We start from the raw sequence: 20,308 nt of genomic DNA on the forward strand, positions 1-20,308 counted from the left end.
TCCACGAAACCCCTGCTAGACTCCCGCCGCCCGAGCGCCCGGCGAGCCCTGCTCGTCCGGCCGGGCCGGCTTCGTCGTGCACGCGGAGCCCGCCTCCTCCGACGTCCTGTCGGCGAGGCCTTCAATACGATTCGGGAGACGACGCGTGGATTGGGAACGAGTGATCGGGCTCGGCGTGGCCGGCAACTTCACGGGCCACCTCGAGCAGGCCGGCGAGGCCGACGACTTCAAGGACCTCGTCATCGAGGACGCGAACGCGCCGAAGGGCGTCTTCCCCTTCTACGTCCCCGGCGACGGCGACCACTTCCTCCACACGTTCCCGGTCTCGAGCGACACGATCCGACTCGGCTCCGAAGACGAGAACCACCAGATCGAACCCGAGGTGTCGCTCCTCTGCGAGCTCACCTACGACGGCGACCGCGTGGTCGCGGTCACGCCGCGCCGGGCCATGGCCCACAACGACTGTTCGATCCGCCGCGAAGGCGCGAAGAAGATCAGCGAGAAGAAGAACTGGGGCGCGGACACCAAGGGGACCAGCGCCCAGTCGATCGAGATCGACCGCTTCGAGGCGGGCGGGATCCTCGACCACTGCCGGATCGCTTCCTTCCTGCTCCGCGATGGCGCACTCACGGACTACGGCGTCGACTCGCCCGCGTCGAACTACAGCTACATGTACGGCCGCCTGCTCGACTGGCTGGTCGAGAAGCTCAACGGCCAGGTCGACGAAGGCCCCCTCGAGAACATCTCCGAGTGGCTCCGTATCGCCGGTCGCCCCGCGGAGGCGCTGATCTCGATCGGTGCGACGCGGTACACCGACTTCGGTGAGACCACTTTCCTCGCCCGTGGCGACCAGTCGATCGTCATCGTCTACGACGGGCGTGCCTTCGACGCCGAGCGGATCCGGGCGATCGCGCGCGGGGACGTCGAAGCCCCGGCCGAAGGGCTCGCGGTCCTTCGTCAGAACGTGATCTAGGCGTCGACCCGGGCAAGGGGCGCGCCCACGCCCCCGTCCCCTCAACCGACTTCTCCCGGCCTCAAGCGAGAACCCGTGATCGGAATCAAGCTCGCACTCCTGATCGCGATCCTCGTCGCCGGTGCCGCCGGCGCGGCGATGCCGCTCCGACGCCGGAACGCGGCGGGAAGCGATCGTCTGCTGGGATGGGGCAACGCCTTCGCCGCCGGCGTGTTCCTCGCTGCGGGTCTCGTCCACATGTTGCCGGATGCGGACCGGACCTGGACCGCCCTCGGACACGACTACCCGACCGCCTTCGCCCTCGCCGGCCTCGCCTTCGTCTTCATGCTCCTCGTCGAACACGTCCTGCTCCCGGAGCAGGCCCACGAAGAGATGCACGCGCCGAGCGGCGAACGCTTCGCGCACATCGCCGAGCGCCACCACCACGCGGGGGCGCACAGCGGCGACGCCATCGCGGCCTATGCCGTCCTGGTCGCCCTCTCGATCCACTCGCTCCTGGCCGGCCTCGCGCTCGGCGCGGAGGCGGAGCTCTCCCGAGCCCTCGTGATCTGGCTCGCGATCATCGCGCACAAGACGGCCGCCGGGTTCGCGCTCGGCGTATCGCTCGCGCGAAGCGAGCTCCCGACGCGCCAGAGCTGGACCCTCGTCGCACTCTTCGCCGCGGCGACCCCGGCCGGCGGCCTGATCGGCGCGATCCTCGGCGAGGTCGTGGAAGGTCGCCTCGGGGCGGGCCTCGAGGCCACGTTCCTGTCGATCGCGGGCGGAACCTTCGTCTACGTCGCGACCTTCGACATCCTGCGCGACGAGTTTCCCGCCCCGGGCGGCCGCTTCGCGAAATGGTGCGTCTTGACCGCCGGCGTCGCCGCGATGAGCGCCCTCGCGCTCTGGACCTGACTAGCGCCCCTTCGCAGAGCCCCAGTACTGGAACGCGGCGATCGGCGGCGTCCCCGGGAGCGCCATCGTCTCGAGGGCCTCGATCTCGAAGCCTGCTTCCTCGATCAGCCTCGGCACTACGCGGTTGATGTGGCACCCGCCTGCGAGCCGCTTCCAGAGCGGATTCCATCGGTCCTGCCACTTGCGGAGACGCGGATCCGGCGAGGCGCCGTGCTCCGCGAAGAGGAGCCGTCCGCCGGGCTTCAAGACCCGCTTCATCTGCGCGAGCGCCGTCCCGAAATCCGGGATCGTGCAGAGCGTGAACGTCAACAGCACCGTATCCGCGCTGTCGTCCTCGAGCGGGATCTCCTCCCCCGGCAGTCCCAGCCACTCGACCGGAGAGGGAACCTGTTCCAGACGGGGCGCGGCCTTCTGGCGCATTCCCTCGGATGGCTCGAGCCCCCAGACCATCTCGACCTTGTCCGGATCGTAGAAGGGCAGATTGATCGCCGACCCCATCCCGACCTCGAGGATTCGTCCGCGGGCTTCCGGCACGACTTTCTCGCGCTGCTTCAGGATCGGCGGGGTGGAGCATGCGGCGTCGATCAGACGGGGCAGGATGCGGTTCTCGTAGAAGCCCATGGACGATCTCCTCGGCGGGACGGCGCGCTCCGGATGGAAGCAGACTCGCGCGGGCGGCGCCCCGACCCCGGGTCGATGCGCGGGTCCAAGGCCCTGTGCGAGAGTCCGGACGACGAACCATGGAGCGAGAGCGGATGCGAAACCGGGAACGAGCGGGACGGACGACTCGAGGTGGGGCACGCCTGGGCGCGCTGGTGGCGATGGTCGCGCTCCTGGCGGGCTGCGCAGGGACCGGAGCGCCCCGCCCCGAGAACATGCCCGTCGACATCAACGATGTCTTCCTCGACGAAACGATGGACGTCGGCCAGTTCGTCGAACGCTTCGAGGGCGAGTCCCGGGCGGTCTACGCCCAGCGCTTCGCGATCGTCGAAGCCCTCGACCTCGCGCCGGGAGACGTCGTCGCCGACATCGGCGCGGGCACGGGCTTCTTCAGCTTCCTCTTTGCGGACGCCGTCGGCCGGACCGGCCGCGTCCAGGCGGTCGAGATCTCGCCCCGCTTTCTCGAGCACCTGCGCGCCGAGTCCGCGCGACGTGGACTCGAGAACTTCGACGTCGTCGAGGGCACGACGAACTCCGTCGAGCTCCCGACCGGCGAGACGCGGGTCGCCTTCATCTGCGACGTCTACCACCACTTCGAGGCGCCGATGGACTCCCTCGCGAGCCTCTACGAAGCGATCGAGCCCGGCGGCGAGCTCGTCCTGATCGAGTTCCACCGGATCGAGGGCGTTACCCCCGAGTTCCTCCTGAAGCACGTTCGTGCCGGGCGCGAGGTCTTCCAGGCGGAGATCGAGTCGGCGGGCTTCGTGTTCAAGGACGAGATCGAGCTCGAAGGACTCGACGACAACTACGTCCTGCGCTTCACGCGTCCCTGAGCCTGCGCTTCATGCGTCCCGGAGCCTGAGACGAGGAGAGCCTCATGTCCCTGCCCTACCCGTGCGATCCCGAGGACCACGTCCTGACCGAGCTCGTCGACCACGTCCTGGTCGTGACGATCAATCGCCCGGATCGGATGAACTCGATCGGTGGAACGGTCCTGACGGATCTCTCGCGCGTCTTCCTCGAAGCCGAACACGACAACGACGTGCGGGTCATCCTGCTGACCGGCGCGGGCCGCGCCTTCTGCTCCGGCCTCGACCTGAAAGACGTTTCGAGCGGAAAGACGAACACCGGTGCGATGGGGCCGACGCGGATCAACGAGACGCCGCCCATGGTCATGCGACGGATGGACACGCCGATCCTCTGCGCCCTGAACGGCGCCGCCGCGGGCTACGGCATGGACATGGCCCTCGGCTGCGACCTGATCATCGCCTCCGACAAGGCACGCTTCGTACCGCCGATCCGTCGTGGCGCCGTCCCGGAGAGCGGCGGCACCTGGCTCCTTCCCCGCCTCGTCGGCTGGCACAAGGCGAGCGAGATCGTGATGCTCGGCCGGATTCTCGAGGCACCCGACATCGAGCGGCTCGGACTCGCGAACCGCGTTGTGCCCCACGACGAGCTGATGGATCAGGCGATGGGCTGGGCCCAGGAAATGGCGCACAACGCGCCCCTCGCCGTCCAGGCGGCCAAGCGCACCATGCGTCAGGGGCTCGACTCGACCTTCGAGGCGAACTCCCAGGCGGTCATGGCGGAGATCCTCCAGCTCTTCCGGACCGACGACTTCAAGGAGGCGATCATGGCCTTCATGCAGAAGCGCGACGCCAAGTTCGAAGGTCGTTAGGCGAGCTCAGGCGCTCCGCGTCCCACTCGTACGCGACGGATTCCGTTCGCCACGGAACGGGCTCCGCTTTCCTTTCCCGATTCGTGCGCAGCACCCGACACGTCCTCAATCCCACCCCCGAAGCTTCCGATTTTCCCTTTGAAATCGGGGATTCACGCCCACCTCTGCGCGCGTTCTGCGACGCGGCTTCGGCGGGGTGTGCGCGGCTCCCTCTGAACGAAGGGCCAGTCGGATGCGGGCTCGCACAGGGAGGCGAGCGCTGCTCGCTCTCGCGTGCGCGCTCACCTGGACAGGAATCGGATGGGGACAGGAGACGACGCGACCCGCGTCGCCGTCCGACCCGCCCGTCTTCATCGTCGAAGAAGGCGCGCCGCCGGGCTTCGAGAACCTCGACGTCCCGCAGCGCACGCTGATCGACGTCTCCTACGGAGGGCGCGATCTCCCCGTCGCGAGTGCCACCTACACCGACACCACGATCCGCTTCGACGACCCGGAGGCGATCGTGCGCGAGATCGACAACCTGCTCTATCCGACGCGGGTCCTGGAGGCGCTTCGAGGACGACTCCATGCGAACGTCGATCGCGCCTGTGTCGAGCCCGGCGTCCCCGCCGGCTGCGGCCTCCTTCAGCCCGAAGAGGCGGGTGTGATCTTCGACGCGAGCCGATTCCACGTCGAGATCTTCGTGAACCGAAGTCTGCTTCGGCTCTCGCGAATCAGTGAAGACGATCGGCTGCCCCCGCCGTCGGAGGAATGGACGGGCCTCGCGACGCTCGGCGGTTCCCTCTCTGGCACGGCGGAGAGCGACACCAACTACAGCTTCCGCGCCTCGACGCTTCTCGCGAAGGGCGCGACCCATCTCGACTTCCAGAGCGACGTCCAGACCGGCGGCAACTACGTCGTCGACCGCCTCACCCTCCACCACGATCGCAAGGATTGGCAGTATTCCGCCGGGCTCTTCCGCTCGACGCCGTTTCGCATCCTCGGCGAGACGGAGATCGTCGGCTTCCGGGCGCGTACGTCGCTCAAGACCCGAACGCGCCTCTACCTGGACCGGGCCTACGGCAGTCGTCTCCGGGTCTTCCTCCAGCGCCGCTCCCTCGTACAGGTCTTCCGGGACGGGCGACTGCTCGTCGGCGGGATCTACGACGTCGGCAACCAGGAGATCGACACCTCCGAGCTGCCCAACGGTGCCTACGAGGTCGAGATCCGGATCAAGGACCCGATCTCCGGCGAGCAAAGGGAAAGCCAGTTCTTCGCGAAGACGACCGACCTCCCGCCCCTCGGACAGATCCACTTCAACGTGGAGGGGGGCTTCCTTCGGGATCGTCGTGACCCGAGCGTTCCCCTCGACGTCTCGGGCGCCCCGCTCCTGCGTTTCAGCTCCGCGATGCGAACGAGCAAGCAGTTCGGGCTCGATTTCGACATGGCCCTCGTCGACGAGGAGACGCTCTTCACAGCGGGCGCGCTCTGGCTCGGTCGGAACACCGTCCTGCAAGCCGGCCCCCTCGTCACCAGTCGCGGTGCGGTCGGCAGCAGTTTCTTCGGCGCCTACGAGCGCGGTCCCTTCTTCGCGAACGCCAACCTCCGCGGCGTGTGGGGCGACAGCGGCTCCCGCTTCCTTCGCATCCCCTCGACGGACTTCATCTACTCGACGGCCTACACCTGGAAGAACGTGCGCTTCGCGCTCCGCGGCGACGTCCGCGAGCGCGCCTTCGATCGCGAGCCGCGCTTCTCGATCACCCCCTCCGTCTCGGTTCCGCTCTTCCGGCGTTCGAGGCTCCGCGGGGACCTCCGCTTCGAGTACACCCACGGCGACCAGGGCAACGTGTTCTTCGCGAGGATCGACCTCCTCGAGTGGGTGAAGGATTTCCAGTTCAGCCAATCGGCCACCGGGCGTTTCGAGGACACCCGCGGCCGACCTCGGGGCATCGCCGAGGCGGACCTACGCGCGCGCTGGCGCAGCCCCGCGTCGATGCCGGCGGACGTGCAGGCCGACGTCCGCCTGGCTCGCAGGCGCGATCGAACGGCCTCGGGGATCACCACCGACGTCCGCAGCCATCGCGGCTCGGTGAACGCGTTCGTCGAATACAACGTCTACGACCGCAACGAGCAGCCGGAGACGTTCTACGGAACGCAGTTCAGCATCGGCGTCGTGGGCGATCGCGACGGCGTGGAAGCGCTCGGAGACTCGACCGGGTCGAGTGCGGTCCTCGTCGAGATCGGCGGGGACTACGAGAACGGGCTCTTCGAGGTCTGGGTGAACGAGGCCCGGGTCACCAACGCGCGCGTCGGCCAGCCCGCTCTGGTCCCGCTCCCGCCCTACGCCGAGTACCGGGTCCGCATCGCCTCGACGGGCGGCCAGTCGCTCACCTACGACTCGAAGCCCCGCAGCGTGGTGCTCTATCCGGGAACGAGCGCACGTCTCCATTGGGAGATCCGACGGGTCTTCGTCCTGATCGCGGCGGTCGTCTGGCCCGACGGCGCGCCGGTCGCCCACGGCGTCGTCTACGGGGGCGTCGAGATCGCGACGACCGACGAGAACGGCTTCCTCCAGGCCGATGTCTCCGGCGCCGGACGCCTTCGAATCGAAGTTCCGGAACGCGAGGATGCGTGCTGGATCGACATCCCCGCCAACGAGGCGAAGGAAGACTTCGTCGTACTCGACGAGCTCACGTGTCTCGACTCGGACACGCTCGCCGCGACACGACCGTCGGTCGCGACCGCGCCGGTCAGTGCACGCTGACGCGGTTCTCGCTCCTGTAGGACTCGTACACCCGGACGGGTCCGTCGCTCGGCAGATCGACGTCCCAGATCTCGCGGGCGTAGAGGCGGTTGCCGGGGAGCTCCTGGCAGGTCTCGTCCACGCCCGCAGCGACCGGCCCCGGCGCGCAGGCTTCGAGCTTGCGCAGGAGGACGCTCGACCGACCGTTGTTCTCGAAGTGGAGCTTGCGGCCGTCACGGCTCACGACGAGCTCGGGGCGCGCATTCGGCGGCCGGATCAGGACGAGCACCTCGTACCCGACGAGCACCTTGAACGCGAGTTGCTCGGTCGTCTTCGTCGTATTCTCCTTCGGAACGAACGCGACGCGGTAGACGAGGTCCTCGTCGGTCGGAACCTGGCGCGCGACCAGGCGCACCCGCTTGCGTTCGTCGGGGCCGACGGCGAGGCGCTTCGGGGAGGCGAGGAGCCCGGCCTTGCGCGGATCGTCCAGGACCTCGCGCTTCGTCTCGTCGCCGGCGGGGTCGATCACGCGCTGGGCCTCGACCTCGACGAACAGCGTGTCCGACCCGTTGTTCCAGACCTCGACGTCGTGGCGCATCTGACCGGGCGCCTGCAGGTCGACGATGATGTCCGACAGGACCATGTCCGCCGCCGCGGGCGCCGCGACGAGGAAGAGAGACAAGGTCAGCGCGAGCGCTCGCCCTCGCCCTCGCCCTCGCCCTCGGAAAAGTTCGTCGATCGATCGAGTCATGCCACTTCCCCCCAGTCGTGGTCTCGGCCCGTTCTCCCGGAGACGGGCCCCGAAACTAGCGCACGCCCCGGGACTCGAGGTCCCGAGGCGCGCGCGTCATCCAAGCGAGCGATCGGCTCACTGCGGCGTGATGAGCACCGTCAGCGTGTCGCCGTACGAACCCTCGGGCGCACCGTTCATCTGGCCGTTGGTGATGTTCACCTGGACCGTGGCCGGCGTCGCACCACCGCAGTTCGTCGAGACCGCATCGCCGGTCAGGCCCGCGAGCGGCGTGCCGTTCGCCGCCGCCGTGAGGCCACCGACACCATCGTTCCACTGCACCGAGTAGTCGATGAAGTTCGTGCCGTCCGTCAGACGGAACGTCGTGCCCGCTCCGTTCGCGCTGGTCGCGGTCATCTGGTAGGAGCCCGTGCTCGTGTAGACACAAGCGGGGGACGAGCCGACCGGCGGTGCATCGCCGGCGGTCCAGGGCGCGAGGACGATGTCCTGCAGGCCGGTGATCTGGGCGGTGTCGCCCTTGATGATCGAGATGTCGGTCGTACCGGTCGAGGTGAGGCCGAGCGTACCATCGGTCGCCGCCTGAGCCGTCGTGCTGAGCAGAAGGGCACCAAGGCCGACGAGACCGATCAACCACTGCCGAGAGAAAGTGCGTGCCATGACGTCTTCGTTCTCCATTGCTTTTCAGTTCGTTGTTCGTTCCAGTCGAAGGCCCGGCGTCCCGGGCACTCAAGACTTCGTCTCGGGACAGAGGGATCTAAAGGCTTTTCCCCACGAGCCCCGGCCGCGCTCGTTCGGTGATCGGCAGCACGTCGCGGGAGTCGTCGGACTCGCTTCGTCTTTTTCAAGATCGATCGATTTCGGCCTTCTCGACCGGGCTCTGTCGTGGTTCCGGATCTTTCCGCCGCGAACGGAATCGACGCTTCGAGGACCTCGAATGGCAGCCCGGTTCGGCTGATCTAAGCTCGGGCGCCGCCCGCTCCGGGCGTTCGCTCCCCACCTTCGAAGGCGCCTCCTCGTGATCTCCCGACGCTCTCTCCTCTCCCTTCTCCTGGTCGCCGCGGCGGCGCTCGCGCCCGCTGCGAGCTTCGCGAGCGAGCGATCGTTGATCCTCGCCACGACGACGAGCGTCCGGGACTCCGGCTTGCTCGATGCTCTCCTCCCCGCGTTCACCGAACGGACCGGGATCGAGGTCCGCGTGATCGCGGTCGGCACCGGCGCCGCGCTCCGCATGGGTCGCGAGGGGAACGCCGACCTGCTGCTCACACACGCTCCGGCGGCGGAGCAGGTCCTCGTCGACGACGGCGTGGTCACCCGTCGCACGCCCTTCATGGAGAACTTCTTCGTGATCGCCGGCCCCGCCGACGATCCGGCCGGGATCGCGGCGGCGACCTCACCGGAAGACGCCGTCGCGAAGATCGCAGCGGCAGGCGCGGGCTGGGTCAGCCGGTCCGACGACTCGGGAACGCACAAGCGGGAGAAGGCCCTCTTCCGGGCCGCCGGTCTCGACCCGGAGGCCAACCGCGAGGGCCTCGTCCGGACCGGAAGCGGCATGGGCCTCTCGCTCCAGGTCGCGGGACAACGGAGGACCTACATCCTGAGCGACATCGGGACCTTCCTCGCCTTCCAGTCCCGTGTCGACCTGGTGGCGCTCTCGAAGCCGGGCCCGTCGCTCCGGAACACCTACTCGGTGCTCCAGCTGGACGGCGCGCGCTTCGAACGCCCGCTCCACACCGACGAAGCGGAGGCGCTCGAGGCCTACCTGCTCGACCCGCAGGTCCAGCAGTCGATCGGCAACTTCGGCACCCTGAAATACGGACGCGCCCTCTTCACTCCGCTCCACGCTCCCGCGGACGGAAGCTAGGCGAATCGCGTGGGCGCCGAGTGGCAGGCAGGACCCGTCGCGGAGATCACCCTCCGTACGCTCTGTGTCTGCGGCGCAGCACTCGTCCTGGCGCTCTCGGTCGGCGTCCCCATCGGCATCGTCCTCGGTACGCGGCGCTTCGTCTCGCGCGCGCTCGTGATCTCCTCCGTCAATGCGGGCATGGGCGCACCGCCGGTCGTCGTCGGCCTGATCGGCGCCATTCTGCTCGCGCGGAGCGGCCCCTTCGGCGACTGGAACCTCCTCTACACGCCATGGGCGATGATCGTGACCTCGACCGCGATCGCCCTTCCCCTCGTGATCGGATTGACCCTCGCCGCGGTCGGCTCCCTCGACGAAGAGTGGGACCTGCAGGTCCGCACCCTCGGCCTCTCGCGTCTCTGGCGGATCTGGCTCCTCGTGCGCGAGATCCGGATGGGCCTGCTCGCCGCGGTGATCGCGGCGCTCGGCGGCATCCTCTCCGAGGTCGGTGCGGTCAACATGGTCGGCGGCAACATCGAGGGCGAGACCCGCGTCCTCACGACCGCGATCATGATGCACACCAGCATGGGCGAGTTCGAGATCGCCCTCGACCTGGCAGCCGTCCTCGTCGGCCTCATGCTCGCGATCGCGCTCGTGTTGACCTGGCTGCAGCTCTCGGGGCGTGCGCGATGAGCGTCGCTCTCTCCGCACGATCGCTCGTCTGCGTGCGCGGACGCGGCCAGGGTCGCTTCGAGCTCCGCGTCGACGCCCTCGACCTGAACGCGGGCGAGGTTCTCGTCCTCCTGGGACCCAACGGCGCGGGCAAGAGCACGCTCTTGCGCGCCCTCGCCGGCCTCGACCGAAGCGTGCGCCCCGGCTCGGTCGCCGGCAGCGACGGCCCCGTCACCCTCGTCTTCCAGCGACCGACGGCGCTCTCGGGCACCGTCGCCGGAAACGTGCGCGCCACGCTCCTCGGCAAGGGTGTCCCCGAGCCGGCGCGCAGCGAGCGCATCCGTCGCGCGCTCCTCCGCTTCGACATCGAGCCCCTCGCCGACCACGATGCGCGCACCCTGTCCGGCGGCGAGCTCCGTCGCCTGGCCCTCGCCCGTGCCTTCGTGCTCGAGCCCGCGGTCCTGCTCCTCGACGAACCCTTCGACGATCTCGATGCCGAAGGGCAGCGCCTGCTCTCCCTCGATCTCCAGCAGGCCATCGCCGAGACGGGCGTGGCCGTCGCGATGGTCACCCACGATCTGCGGCGCGCGCTGCTCCTGGCCGATCGCATCGCCGTCCTCGCAGAGGGACGCCTGGCCCAACACGGCGAGCGCGACGACGTGCTCCTCCATCCGGACACGCAGGAGATCGCGCAGATCGTCGGGATGATCAACATCGCCGAGGGGCGCGTCGTGCGGCACGAGGACGCGGTCGCATGGGTCGAGATCGAGCCGGGATTCGAGATCCCGACCACGTCACCGCTCGCGCCGGGGGACGCCGCGTGGGTGGGCATCCGGCCGGAGCACCTGAAGCTCGACGTCGGGCGGGGCGACGGCCAGCCGATCGGCAAGGCCGAGGTCGAGAGCCTCGTGTCGGACGGACTCGCGAGCGTCGCGACGCTTCGCGTACGCGACCGGCGCTTCACGACCCATCTCCTTTCCGGTCGCGGGCTCGCCCGGCGACTCCGCGCGGGCGATCGCGTTTCGCTCGCAGTGCACCCCGACCAGGTCCACGCCCGCCCCCTCCCCTGAATACCCGCCGGTACGCGCTCGCCCGGTCGATTCCCGGGTCGACCTGCCGCACCTCCGCTCGGAGCGGAGCGCACGTCGCGTCGGCGTGACGAAGTGCCGCGTGGTTGCGTCTCCCGATGCACGGCGCCGGCAACTCGCACGCAGGCGCCCCCACCCCGGGCCTTTTCGCTCATGGGGTTCGAACGCGTTCCCGATCTCTCGGATGCACGGCCACGCGAACCGTCCAGCGACGGCAGCTCCGGGTCGTCGCGACGTGTCCTGCACGAGGGAAGCCATGGCGATCGCACCGATGAACGACACCCCCGAATCTCCCGAACAGCGGCTCCAGCGTCGTCGTATCCGCCGCTGGAAGCGCCGTGCGCGCATCGCCGGTCCCTTCCTGGGCCTGCCGCTGCTCGTCGGAACCCTCGCGCTCTCGGTCGACCTGATCACCTACTCGCCGGCGCCCGCTCGCGAGAAGCTCACGGATCGCCCGCTGCCGACGATCGAGCAGCAGAAGCCGTCCGTCCGCGTCCCGAGCTCCGCCACGGTCATGTCGGACGCCGCGCCGGTGGTCACGCCCCAGGTGCCGGCCGGCAAGCTCGACCTCGACCTCGGACTCGAGACCGACGCCGCCGCTGCGGCACCGGCGCCGCCCTACGCAATCCGCTGAGTCGCAGAGCGCGCCGCCGCTTCACCGGGTCGCGCCGCTCCGATTCAGTCTTCCGAAGAGGCGACCGCGGCCACCAGCGCCAGGTCGCCCTGTTTGACGCTGCCGACGTCGAACTTCTTCGCAGCCGCGGCCATGCGCGTGAGCGCCGCCGCGATCGGCATCGCCGGCTTCGTCTCGCCCTTCTTGGCCCGATGAAAGCGGACCGGGTTGATGCGCGCGACGACGTAGGTCCGCAGATAGGGGCTCTTGAAGCCGCGCTCCTGCAGACCCGAGATGATCCGCCCGACCTCCCCGTTGATCTCCTCGAGCCGCGACGCGTACCCCTCGCGCTCGGCGAGGCTCTTCCCGAGCGTCTTCGTGGAGAAACGGTCGACCTTCTTCAGGAAGGGATTGAAGGCCGCGCCGGCGAAGCGCCCGTGACGTTCGTAGACGATGCCCAGGGTGAGGAGCTCCGCCGCTTCGAATTCGTTGGCGAAGTCGGTTTCCTTCGCCCGAGGGCGCGCCTCCGCGAGCGCCCGCGCCATACGGATCACCTCGAGGCTGCGGTCCTTCAGGTTGTGCGCCTTCTCCGTGTTGAGCGCGAGAATCTTGAACGAGAGCTCCTCGTCGGGTGAGATCAACGCCGTGATCTGCTTCAGACCGAGCACCTTCGCCGCGGCGAGTCGATGGCGGCCGTTCGGCGTCCAGAATCCGCCCTGCGCGCCGCGCACGACGATCAGCGGATCGAGGAAGGAGCCGCTCTCCTCGATCTTCGTCGCCAACCGTTTCACGTGGGTCGGCGAGAGATCGCGCTGGAAGGGCGTCGGCTCCACCGCCTTGAGCGGGAGGCTCGCCAGCAGGATCGGGCGCCCGGAGAAGGGCTCGCGATAGGCGCTGACCGGATGGCCGCCGGCGTCGCGCACCTCGTTCGCGAGGGCCGCGACCTCCGGCGCGTCGAGGGCGAGGGCGACCTCGCCCGCTTCGAGTCCGCGTTTCGCCTTGCTCGGCGCGAGGCTCTTCGCGGCGGACTTCTTGCGCGCCCCCTTCTTGCGGGCAGCCTTCTTCTTCGCGGCTTTCTTCGCCGCCTTCTTCGCAGACTTCTTGACCGGCGCCATGGCGCGAGTCTAGCCCGCGGCGGATCGGGGGTCGCCCCGATCCGCCGCGGGGATCTCAGTGAATGGCGTACTGGACGCCGACCGTGGCCACGAAATCGGTCTCGAGACCCGGCCCGTCGAGATACTGGTAGGCGGGCACGCCCGCCTCGACGGCGAACCGGAGGCCCGAGAGTGGTCCTTCCGGCACGATCAGGTTCACTCCGGCCAGGAAGTCGAGGCGCTGGAACGCGCGTCGCCCCGGATCCTTGGTCGGGATCGTCGGCATCGGCCCGACCGCCTGAGCGCTGCCTCGGAAGTTGAGCGAGTGCTGCCACTCGGCGCGCAGGCTCGTCGAGATCCAGCGATTCCAGTCGTAGGCCCCCCACGCCGTCAGGGCATACTCGTTGCCCTGTCGATACTCGCCGTGGTTCTCGTTCAAGCGGATCTCGCCCCGCCCCTGCGCACCCCACGCGATCTGCCCGTCGCGCCCCGTATAGGTCAGGCCGGGCAGGAAGTCGTAGGTGCCCGAGCCGATCTGCATCGGGAAGGGAAGACGCACGCGCGCCCCCATCATCGCCGGCGTCCGATCCTCTTCGGTGATCGAGCCCGACGGGAACGAGAACATCACGTTCGCAATCAGCTTGTGGCCCGCCGCGTGGGCGCCACCGTTCGCGTGCGCGCCCCCGCTCGACCAGAGGTCGATCAGGCCCCCGGCGCGGACGTCACCGACGCCCTCGGTCCGCGTCGTGAAGCGCACGCCCGTGCCGGTACGATGCTCCATCTCCATCTCGATGTACGGGACCATCACCATCAGGGTCAGACGGTCGACCGGCGCGTACATCGCGCCGAACATGTGCATGTCCATGTCCATGCTCGTCGGCGTGACCATGAAGTCATCGAGGACCTTGTCGCCGGAGATGCGCTCGTCCTCGTCGCGCAGTCCGTCCATGCCCATGCGCATGTAGCGATAGGAGAACATGAACTCTCCCTTCGCGTGGGTGTGGTCGCCCATCACGCCGATCGGCGCGTGACCCGACGGGCTGCTGCCCGCCGAGGCCGGTGACGCCGCGATCGCCGCCAGGCAGACGAGCGCGGATGCGGAGCGGCGCAGGCCGCTCCATCGAATCTTCGAATCCATCTTGATTTCCTGGTCCGCGCGCACACGCACGCGGACGCAAACGCAGTCGACGACTCGGGTCGACGACTGCGGCGTTCGTGGAATCGCGCCCGGTGCCCCCAGCGTGGAGGGCGGGCGCGACGACTCGGACGAACGGCGGCGCTAGATGGGGATCGGGTCGTCGACGACGAAGGGCGCCGGGAGGCGCAGGTCGATCGGCGAGCGGCCGTCGATCACGACTTCGGCCGGCAGCGCGGCCACGTGGACCGCGGGAATCGTCACCCCGAGTCGCGCGAGCGTGCCCCCGACGAGGCCACGGGTCTCGCTGCAGCCGCATGGACAGGTAGGAACCAGGACCGCTTCCGGATGACAGGGCGGGGCCACGGGCCTGGCGGTCGGTACGGGATCCATCCCGGCATGCTCCGCGTGGTCGCCATGACCCGACATCGCGTGGACATCGTGGTCGCCATGACCCGACATCCCGTGGACATCGTGATCGCCGTGACCCGACATCGCGTGGGCATCGTGATCGCCGTGACCCGACTTCGGTCGAGCATGATGGTCGCCATGAACGGACATGGCGTGCGGGCCGTGCGGCGAGCCGTCCACCCCGGCCGCGAGGCGCGCGGCCTCGAGCAGCCCGGCGTCGACCGGCCGTTCGCAGTCGACGAAGGCCGCGGCGACGTAGCTCGTCAGAACGAGAACGGAGACCAGCACGGTCGTGTGGGGGGCGTGGCGACGCACGGCGCGACGATACCGACTCGCCCGCTCGCGAGCGACCGGACGGCACGACACGAATGGCTGCACCGCCCGCGATGCGCCGAAGCGCGTATGGACGCCCGCCGGGCCGAGGGCTACACCCGGGCGCGAGCTCGCGACCGAGCCAGGAGGACCCCGCGATGGCCACACCCACGACGACGTCCGAGACCCGCTGCTTCGGTGGCGTTCAGAAGACGATCCAGCACGCCTCCGAGGCGACCGGGACGGACATGAACGTCTCGATCTTCCTGCCGCCGCAGGCGGCCGATGGTCCGGTTCCGGTTCTCTACTACCTCTCCGGGCTGACCTGTACGGAGGAGAACGTGACCGTGAAGGCGGGCGCCCAGCGCGACGCGGCGAAGGCAGGTCTCGCCCTCGTGATGCCCGACACGAGCCCGCGCGGACTCGACCTGCCGGGCGAGCACGACGACTGGGATTTCGGGAGCGGCGCGGGCTTCTACGTGAACGCGACGGAAGCGCCGTGGAAGGATCACTACCGGATGTACGATTACGTGACGGAGGAGCTCCCTGCCCTCGTCGCGGCCTCCCAACCGATCGACACGTCGCGCGCCGCGATCACCGGCCATTCGATGGGCGGCCACGGCGCCCTCGTGATCGGGCTGCGCAACCCGGATCGCTACGCGTCGATCTCAGCCTTCGCTCCGATCGTGTCGCCGACGCGCTGTCCCTGGGGCCACAAGGCGCTCGGAAACTATCTCGGGTCCGACCGCGCGAGCTGGGAGGCCTACGACGCGTCGATCCTCGTGGCGAAGCCGCACGCCCACGAGATCCTGATCGACCAGGGACTCGCCGACGGATTCCTCGAGGAGCAGCTCAAGCCGGAGCTCTTCGAGGCGGCCTGCAGAGCGTCGGGGCAAGCGCTCACTCTGCGCCGCCACGAAGGCTACGACCACAGCTACTTCTTCATCGCCACGTTCATGCCCGATCACGTGGCACACGCGGCGGCCGCGCTCGGCCTGCGTTAGGCACGACGACCGGAGCGCGGAGGATCAGGTGAGCTTCGACAGGGCCTCGAGGTTGGCCTCGGCTTCCTCGGCGATGTCGAGGAGGCGAGCCGCGTCGAGACCGAGCTGCTCGCCCTTGGCGAGGAGCGCCTCGTCGAGGTCTTCAGCGCTCTCGGTGAGTCCCTCGGCGATCCCTCGCGCGAGCACGTGCCCGAGCTCCATCGCCCGAGCGAGGCAGAGCGCTTCCCCCTCGATGCCTTCCGGCTCGTGATGACGGAGAACGGCCTCGCAGAAGGCGACCGGGAAGCCCCAGGAAGCGAGCACCATGGCGCCGAGCGCCGCGTGGGTCGCGCCGAGGATCGCATCGACGTTCGACTCGGAGGGCGAGGCCCCGTCGTCCTGCCAGGCCGGCAACTCCGCGACGAAGGCGAGCACGACCAGCTGCCCGAGATCGTGGAGGAGGCCCGCGAGGAACCCCGTCGTCTCCCACGGCGGGATCTCCTGCGTGATCTCCTGCGTCGCGCTCGCGGTCAACAGCGAGTGACGCCAGAGATCCTGGGCCTTCTCGCCCAGTCCCGGCGAACGGAGCAACGTCGAACGAAGCGCCACCACCACGACCAGCGTCCGTGCCTCGCGGACGCCCATGCGCATGAGCGCCTCGCGTACGTTCGGCACCTCGGTCGCGCCGCGGAAGTACGAGCTGTTGGCCACGCCCATGATCCGGGTCGCGAGGACGGGGTCGCCATTGACGGCCTCCGCGAGCTCGTCGAGATCGACGTCGGCCTGCTCGATCAGCCGCACCACGCGATGGGTCGTCGGCGAGAGCGAGGGAAGCCTCAGCCGCTTTCGCTTGATCGCGCGCACGAGCGGCGTGACCCAGCGCTCCTGATCCGGATCCCGCTCCACCAGCGCATGCGCACCGGCGATCGCCGCGTCCGCGAACTGCTCCGCGCCGTGGGTCCCGAGCCCTTCGTCTCCTATTTCGAGCGGATCGACCGACATTCCACCTCCAGAAGACTCTTGCGGCGCGGAGCGACGTCGACTTGATCGGGCGAAAGCCCCGCCCAGGCGTTCTCGATCGGCATACGGCGAATCCCCGATCCGGAAACGAGCAAACGCCCGGCAACCCGCGGTGTGCGCTGGGACACGTGCATCAAGCGAAGCCTCGCCGATGCCGATTCGAGGCACGCAGAGAGGGTCTTACCGCCTCCGGGGATCGCGATGCGCAAGGGCTTCCACAAACCGGCAATCGCGCTGGCCATCGGCTCGCTGATCGGCCTCGGCGTCGCGCTCGGCCTTCCGTTGGCTCTCGAGGCGGGGGCCTCCGGCCCGATGGCGGTTCCGGCGCCGCTTGCGACCGCACCGCCCCCTGACGTGCTGGCGGCGGCCGAGACACCGCCGAATCCGCCGGTCGAGCGCGCAGATCCCACCCCCCGCCCGGAGGCCGGAGCCTCCGCTCGACCGCGCTCCGCCGGCGGGGCCACGGAGGACGCCTCCCCGACGAGCGACGACACCCCGCCTCTGCGCACGCGGCTCGAGCGCGCGATCGCGCGCGCTGCGTCCGAGCGCGCCTTCACGATCCATCCGGCGATCGTCGAGACCGTGCTCGAGCGCGGGGACGTCCGCATCCTCTTCCCGATCGACGTCGACGATCACGCCGCGACGCGGACCGCCCTCGCGCCGACGACCCGCGGCGATCTCCGCTTCTTCCCCCTGCTCGGACAGGGGGCCGCCCGGGTCGACGGCGAACAGCTCGTGCTGCTGATCGAGTCGGGTCTGCTGCCCGCGATCGACCTCGACGCGATCCACCGCCCCAGCCTCGCGACGACGATCCCGCTGATCCGCGCGGACGCGGCCCACCTCGCAGGCGACGACGGAGCCGGCCGCGTGGTCGCCGTGCTCGACACCGGTGTCGACACCGCCCACGAGATGTTCGCCGGGCGCATCGTCGAAGAAGCCTGCTTCGCATTGCTCGGCACCTGCCCCGACGACTCTTCGTCGATGACCGGCCCCGGCGCCGCCGTCCCCTGCACCGGCCCCGGTTGTGGCCACGGAACGAGCGTCGCCGGGATCGCCGTCGGTCGAAGCGCCGACGACAGCCTGGTCGGTGTGGCCCCCGGCGCGCAGCTGATCGCGATCCAGGTCTTCAGCGAGCTCCCCGCCGGCGACATCGGCGCCTACACCTCGGACATCGTCGCGGGCCTCCAGCACGTGCTGGGGCTCTCGATCACCCTCGACGTCGATGCGGTGAACCTCTCCCTCGGCGGCACGACCTACGGCTCCGTGGACGCCTGCGAGGCCGGATCCGCGTCGGCCACCTCGGCCGTCGGGCGACTGCGGGACGCCGGGATCGTCACGGTCGCCGCAGGAGGCAACGACGGCCTGGTCGACGCGCTCACCAGCCCGGCCTGCATCGGCCAGGTGATCGGCGTCGGCGCGACGACCCTCGCCGACGACGTTCCCGGCTTCTCCAACTCCATCGACCTGCTGACGATGCTGGCTCCGGGCTCATCGATCGAGTCCGCCGCGAACGGCGGGGGGACGAGCAGGGTCGGCGGCACGTCGATGGCCGCCCCGCACGTGGCCGGAGCCATCGCCGTCCTGCGACAGCGGCATCCAGCGGCGACCCCGGCCGAGATCGAGAACGCGCTCGTGCTCTCGGGGACGCCCGTCTACGACCCGCGTGGCGACGTCACGCTGCCGCGCCTGGACGTGCAGGGCGCGAGCGACCTGCTGGCCGCGGCCGCCGCGGCGGTCGGCTCCGGCAGCAGCGGTGGCGCGAGCGGTCCCTCGTCCGCCAGCGACGGTGGAGGCGGAGGCGGCGCCTGTGGACTCGTCGGGCTCGAGCCGTTCCTCGTGGTCGGTGCGATCCGTCTGCTGCGCCGACGGCGCGACCCGGCCGCTGCGCTCCGGGGTCGCGGCTAGGCCTGCGGCGTCCGGATCACCATCATCCGGACTTCCGTCATGTCTTCGATCGCGAACTTCACGCCCTCTCGACCGAGGCCGCTCTCCTTCACGCCGCCGTAGGGCATGTGGTCGACGCGCCAGGACGGCACGTCCCCGATCACGACCCCGCCGACGTCGAGCACGTCCCAGGCCTTCTGCGCCTTGTAGAGGTCGCGAGTGAAGATGCCCGCCTGGAGGCCGAAGACCGAGTCGTTCACCTGGGCGAGCGCGGTGTCGAAATCCGAGAAGGGCGACAGGATCGCGACCGGACCGAAGGCTTCCTGGCAGACGACGTCCTCGTTGGCCGGCACGCCCTCGAGGAGCGTCGCCTCGAGCATCGCGCCTTCCCGTCCGCCCCCGCAAAGGAGCGTCGCCCCCGCGGCCACGGCGCTCTCGACCCAACCGTGCAGGCGCGTCGCCTCCTTCTCGGAGATCATCGGCCCGATGAAGGTCGCCTCCTCCTTCGGATCGCCCATCGGCAGCGCCTTCGTCTTCTCGACGAGCTGGTCGCGCAGGCGCTCATAGAGCGACTCGTGCACGAGGATGCGCTGGACGCCGATGCAGCTCTGGCCGCTCTGATAGAAGGCGCCGAAGACGATGCGCTCGATCGCGTCGTCGACGTCGGCATCCTCGTCGACGATCACCGCGGCGTTGCCACCGAGCTCGAGCACGACGGGCTTCTTGCCGGCACGCGCCTTCAGATCCCAACCGACCCCTGGCGATCCGGTGAACGAGAGGAGCTTCAGTCGGTCGTCCTCGGTGAAGCGTGCCGCGCCGTCCCGCGAGCAGGGGAGGATCGAGAACGCGCCCTCCGGAAGGTCGGTCTCGGCGAGCACCTCCCCGATCACGAGGGCCCCGATCGGCGTCAGGCTCGCCGGCTTCAAAACGAAGGGACAACCGACGGCCAGGGCCGGCGCGACCTTGTGGGCCGCCAGGTTGAGCGGGAAGTTGAAGGGCGAGATGAACGAGCAGGGACCGATCGGAACGCGTTTCCAGGCGCCGCTGTAGCCCCGAGCGCGGGGGCTGATGTCGAGGGGCATGACCTCGCCGCCGATCCGGACGGACTCCTCCGACGCGATCCGGAACGTATCGATCAGCCGACCGACCTCGCCGCGAGCGTCCTTGATCGGCTTGCCGGCCTCGATGCAGAGCGCCACGGCGAGTTCCTCGAAACGCTCCTGGAAGCGCCGGACGCAGTGGTCGAGAACGGCCTGCCGCTCGTAGGCCGCCATCGCCGCCATCGGCTCCGCCGCCGCGACCGCCGCCGCGATCCCGCGGTCGATCGCCGCATCGTCGGCCAGCGCGACCCGCGTCGCGACCTCGCCGCTGTACTTGTCGAGGACCTCGAGGTCCTGGTTCGGGGCCTCGGGCCGGTTCGCCAGGAAGTACGGATAGGACGGGGCCAGCGCGGTCATCGGATCGGACCTCCGGCGCCGGACGGGCCGGCGGAACGAGGAAAAAGCGGAGCCGTTGCGGGGATCTGCGCGAGGCTAGCAGCGGTGATTCGCATCACGCTCGAAAACGCAGCGAGGACTG

The 20,308-nt window shown here is 69.4% G+C and carries 19 protein-coding genes; 11 read left to right on the forward strand and 8 right to left on the reverse strand.

From position 1 onward, the window contains the following. Positions 1 to 145: 145 nt before the first annotated feature. Both NXI30_14125 and NXI30_14130 read left to right on the forward strand, forming a co-directional pair. Entirely contained in the window at positions 146 to 973 is an 828-nt protein-coding gene (locus NXI30_14125; protein MCR9095353.1) for a DUF5718 family protein, read from the forward strand. 75 nt (positions 974 to 1,048) lie between these two features. Beyond that, positions 1,049 to 1,867, forward strand: a complete 819-nt coding sequence (locus tag NXI30_14130) for a ZIP family metal transporter (protein ID MCR9095354.1) — start codon at positions 1,049 to 1,051, stop codon at positions 1,865 to 1,867. Here NXI30_14130 and NXI30_14135 read toward each other — a convergent pair whose 3' ends face one another. Then, the gene (locus NXI30_14135) at positions 1,868 to 2,488 is read right to left on the reverse strand and encodes a class I SAM-dependent methyltransferase (protein MCR9095355.1); all 621 of its coding nucleotides are present in this window, start codon (positions 2,486 to 2,488) and stop codon (positions 1,868 to 1,870) included. A gap of 134 nt (positions 2,489 to 2,622) precedes the next feature. Here NXI30_14135 and NXI30_14140 point away from each other — a divergent pair, with 134 nt between their 5' ends. From NXI30_14140 to NXI30_14150, 3 genes are all read left to right on the forward strand, one after another. Next, on the forward strand, positions 2,623 to 3,360 hold the full coding sequence (locus NXI30_14140) for a methyltransferase domain-containing protein (GenBank protein MCR9095356.1): 738 nt from the start codon (positions 2,623 to 2,625) through the stop codon (positions 3,358 to 3,360). Positions 3,361 to 3,404: 44 nt separating this feature from the next. Beyond that, positions 3,405 to 4,205, forward strand: coding sequence for an enoyl-CoA hydratase-related protein (locus NXI30_14145; GenBank protein MCR9095357.1), 801 nt, complete (start codon positions 3,405 to 3,407; stop codon positions 4,203 to 4,205). A gap of 232 nt (positions 4,206 to 4,437) precedes the next feature. Further along, entirely contained in the window at positions 4,438 to 6,948 is a 2,511-nt protein-coding gene (locus tag NXI30_14150; protein ID MCR9095358.1) for a TcfC E-set like domain-containing protein, read from the forward strand. Here the strand turns inward: NXI30_14150 and NXI30_14155 are convergent. Further along, positions 6,935 to 7,609 carry a hypothetical protein gene (locus tag NXI30_14155; protein ID MCR9095359.1) on the reverse strand — a complete coding sequence of 225 codons (675 nt, stop codon included), beginning with the start codon at positions 7,607 to 7,609 and terminating at the stop codon, positions 6,935 to 6,937. The genes NXI30_14150 and NXI30_14155 overlap by 14 nt on opposite strands. 186 nt (positions 7,610 to 7,795) lie before the next feature. Next, on the reverse strand, positions 7,796 to 8,335 hold the full coding sequence (locus NXI30_14160) for a hypothetical protein (protein MCR9095360.1): 540 nt from the start codon (positions 8,333 to 8,335) through the stop codon (positions 7,796 to 7,798). A 358-nt stretch (positions 8,336 to 8,693) separates the two neighbouring features. On the opposite strand from NXI30_14160, the gene NXI30_14165 reads away from it, so the two are divergent. The 4 genes from NXI30_14165 (at position 8,694) to NXI30_14180 (ending at position 11,912) form a co-directional block, all read left to right on the forward strand. Next, a complete protein-coding gene (locus tag NXI30_14165) occupies positions 8,694 to 9,539 on the forward strand; it encodes a substrate-binding domain-containing protein (protein ID MCR9095361.1) in 846 nt (281 codons plus the stop codon). Positions 9,540 to 9,548: 9 nt separating this feature from the next. After that, the gene (locus NXI30_14170) at positions 9,549 to 10,211 is read left to right on the forward strand and encodes an ABC transporter permease (protein MCR9095362.1); all 663 of its coding nucleotides are present in this window, start codon (positions 9,549 to 9,551) and stop codon (positions 10,209 to 10,211) included. Further along, positions 10,208 to 11,260: an ABC transporter ATP-binding protein gene (locus NXI30_14175; GenBank protein MCR9095363.1), complete on the forward strand. Its 1,053-nt coding sequence runs from the start codon at positions 10,208 to 10,210 to the stop codon at positions 11,258 to 11,260. The genes NXI30_14170 and NXI30_14175 overlap by 4 nt, the downstream gene beginning before the upstream one ends. A gap of 274 nt (positions 11,261 to 11,534) precedes the next feature. Then, complete coding sequence (locus NXI30_14180; protein ID MCR9095364.1) at positions 11,535 to 11,912, forward strand: hypothetical protein; 378 nt, start codon at positions 11,535 to 11,537, stop codon at positions 11,910 to 11,912. Positions 11,913 to 11,956: 44 nt separating this feature from the next. On the opposite strand, the gene NXI30_14185 is transcribed toward NXI30_14180, so the two are convergent. From NXI30_14185 to NXI30_14195, 3 genes are all read right to left on the reverse strand, one after another. Further along, on the reverse strand, positions 11,957 to 13,006 hold the full coding sequence (locus NXI30_14185) for a ParB/RepB/Spo0J family partition protein (protein ID MCR9095365.1): 1,050 nt from the start codon (positions 13,004 to 13,006) through the stop codon (positions 11,957 to 11,959). Between the two features lie 55 nt (positions 13,007 to 13,061). After that, on the reverse strand, positions 13,062 to 14,123 hold the full coding sequence (locus NXI30_14190) for a transporter (GenBank protein ID MCR9095366.1): 1,062 nt from the start codon (positions 14,121 to 14,123) through the stop codon (positions 13,062 to 13,064). Between the two features lie 141 nt (positions 14,124 to 14,264). Then, positions 14,265 to 14,846 carry a hypothetical protein gene (locus NXI30_14195; protein MCR9095367.1) on the reverse strand — a complete coding sequence of 194 codons (582 nt, stop codon included), beginning with the start codon at positions 14,844 to 14,846 and terminating at the stop codon, positions 14,265 to 14,267. Between the two features lie 155 nt (positions 14,847 to 15,001). On the opposite strand from NXI30_14195, the gene fghA reads away from it, so the two are divergent. After that, entirely contained in the window at positions 15,002 to 15,847 is an 846-nt protein-coding gene (gene fghA / locus NXI30_14200; protein MCR9095368.1) for an S-formylglutathione hydrolase, read from the forward strand. A gap of 24 nt (positions 15,848 to 15,871) precedes the next feature. On the opposite strand, the gene NXI30_14205 is transcribed toward fghA, so the two are convergent. Then, positions 15,872 to 16,828, reverse strand: coding sequence for an HDOD domain-containing protein (locus NXI30_14205; protein ID MCR9095369.1), 957 nt, complete (start codon positions 16,826 to 16,828; stop codon positions 15,872 to 15,874). A 219-nt stretch (positions 16,829 to 17,047) separates the two neighbouring features. Between NXI30_14205 and NXI30_14210 the strand changes: the two genes are divergently transcribed. After that, entirely contained in the window at positions 17,048 to 18,751 is a 1,704-nt protein-coding gene (locus tag NXI30_14210; protein MCR9095370.1) for a S8 family serine peptidase, read from the forward strand. Here the strand turns inward: NXI30_14210 and NXI30_14215 are convergent. Further along, entirely contained in the window at positions 18,748 to 20,187 is a 1,440-nt protein-coding gene (locus NXI30_14215) for an aldehyde dehydrogenase family protein (protein MCR9095371.1), read from the reverse strand. The two genes, NXI30_14210 and NXI30_14215, sit on opposite strands and share 4 nt — an antisense overlap. Between the last annotated feature and the right edge of the window lie 121 nt (positions 20,188 to 20,308).

It is taken from the genome of bacterium, assembly GCA_024742285.1.
In the GTDB taxonomy this organism is placed as follows: Bacteria; Myxococcota_A; UBA9160; order UBA9160; family UBA4427; genus UBA4427.

What these genes read in the sequence shown, in the direction of transcription:
- NXI30_14135 (MCR9095355.1), bottom strand. Translation starts at nt 2,488, where the DNA reads ATGGGCTTCTACGAGAACCGCATCCTGCCCCGTCTGATCGACGCCGCA.
- NXI30_14140 (MCR9095356.1), top strand. Translation starts at nt 2,623, where the DNA reads ATGCGAAACCGGGAACGAGCGGGACGGACGACTCGAGGTGGGGCACGC.
- NXI30_14145 (MCR9095357.1), top strand. Translation starts at nt 3,405, where the DNA reads ATGTCCCTGCCCTACCCGTGCGATCCCGAGGACCACGTCCTGACCGAG.
- NXI30_14150 (MCR9095358.1), top strand. Translation starts at nt 4,438, where the DNA reads ATGCGGGCTCGCACAGGGAGGCGAGCGCTGCTCGCTCTCGCGTGCGCG.
- NXI30_14160 (MCR9095360.1), bottom strand. Translation starts at nt 8,335, where the DNA reads ATGGCACGCACTTTCTCTCGGCAGTGGTTGATCGGTCTCGTCGGCCTT.
- NXI30_14175 (MCR9095363.1), top strand. Translation starts at nt 10,208, where the DNA reads ATGAGCGTCGCTCTCTCCGCACGATCGCTCGTCTGCGTGCGCGGACGC.
- NXI30_14180 (MCR9095364.1), top strand. Translation starts at nt 11,535, where the DNA reads ATGGCGATCGCACCGATGAACGACACCCCCGAATCTCCCGAACAGCGG.
- NXI30_14185 (MCR9095365.1), bottom strand. Translation starts at nt 13,006, where the DNA reads ATGGCGCCGGTCAAGAAGTCTGCGAAGAAGGCGGCGAAGAAAGCCGCG.
- NXI30_14190 (MCR9095366.1), bottom strand. Translation starts at nt 14,123, where the DNA reads ATGGATTCGAAGATTCGATGGAGCGGCCTGCGCCGCTCCGCATCCGCG.
- fghA (MCR9095368.1), top strand. Translation starts at nt 15,002, where the DNA reads ATGGCCACACCCACGACGACGTCCGAGACCCGCTGCTTCGGTGGCGTT.
- NXI30_14205 (MCR9095369.1), bottom strand. Translation starts at nt 16,828, where the DNA reads ATGTCGGTCGATCCGCTCGAAATAGGAGACGAAGGGCTCGGGACCCAC.
- NXI30_14210 (MCR9095370.1), top strand. Translation starts at nt 17,048, where the DNA reads ATGCGCAAGGGCTTCCACAAACCGGCAATCGCGCTGGCCATCGGCTCG.
- NXI30_14215 (MCR9095371.1), bottom strand. Translation starts at nt 20,187, where the DNA reads ATGACCGCGCTGGCCCCGTCCTATCCGTACTTCCTGGCGAACCGGCCC.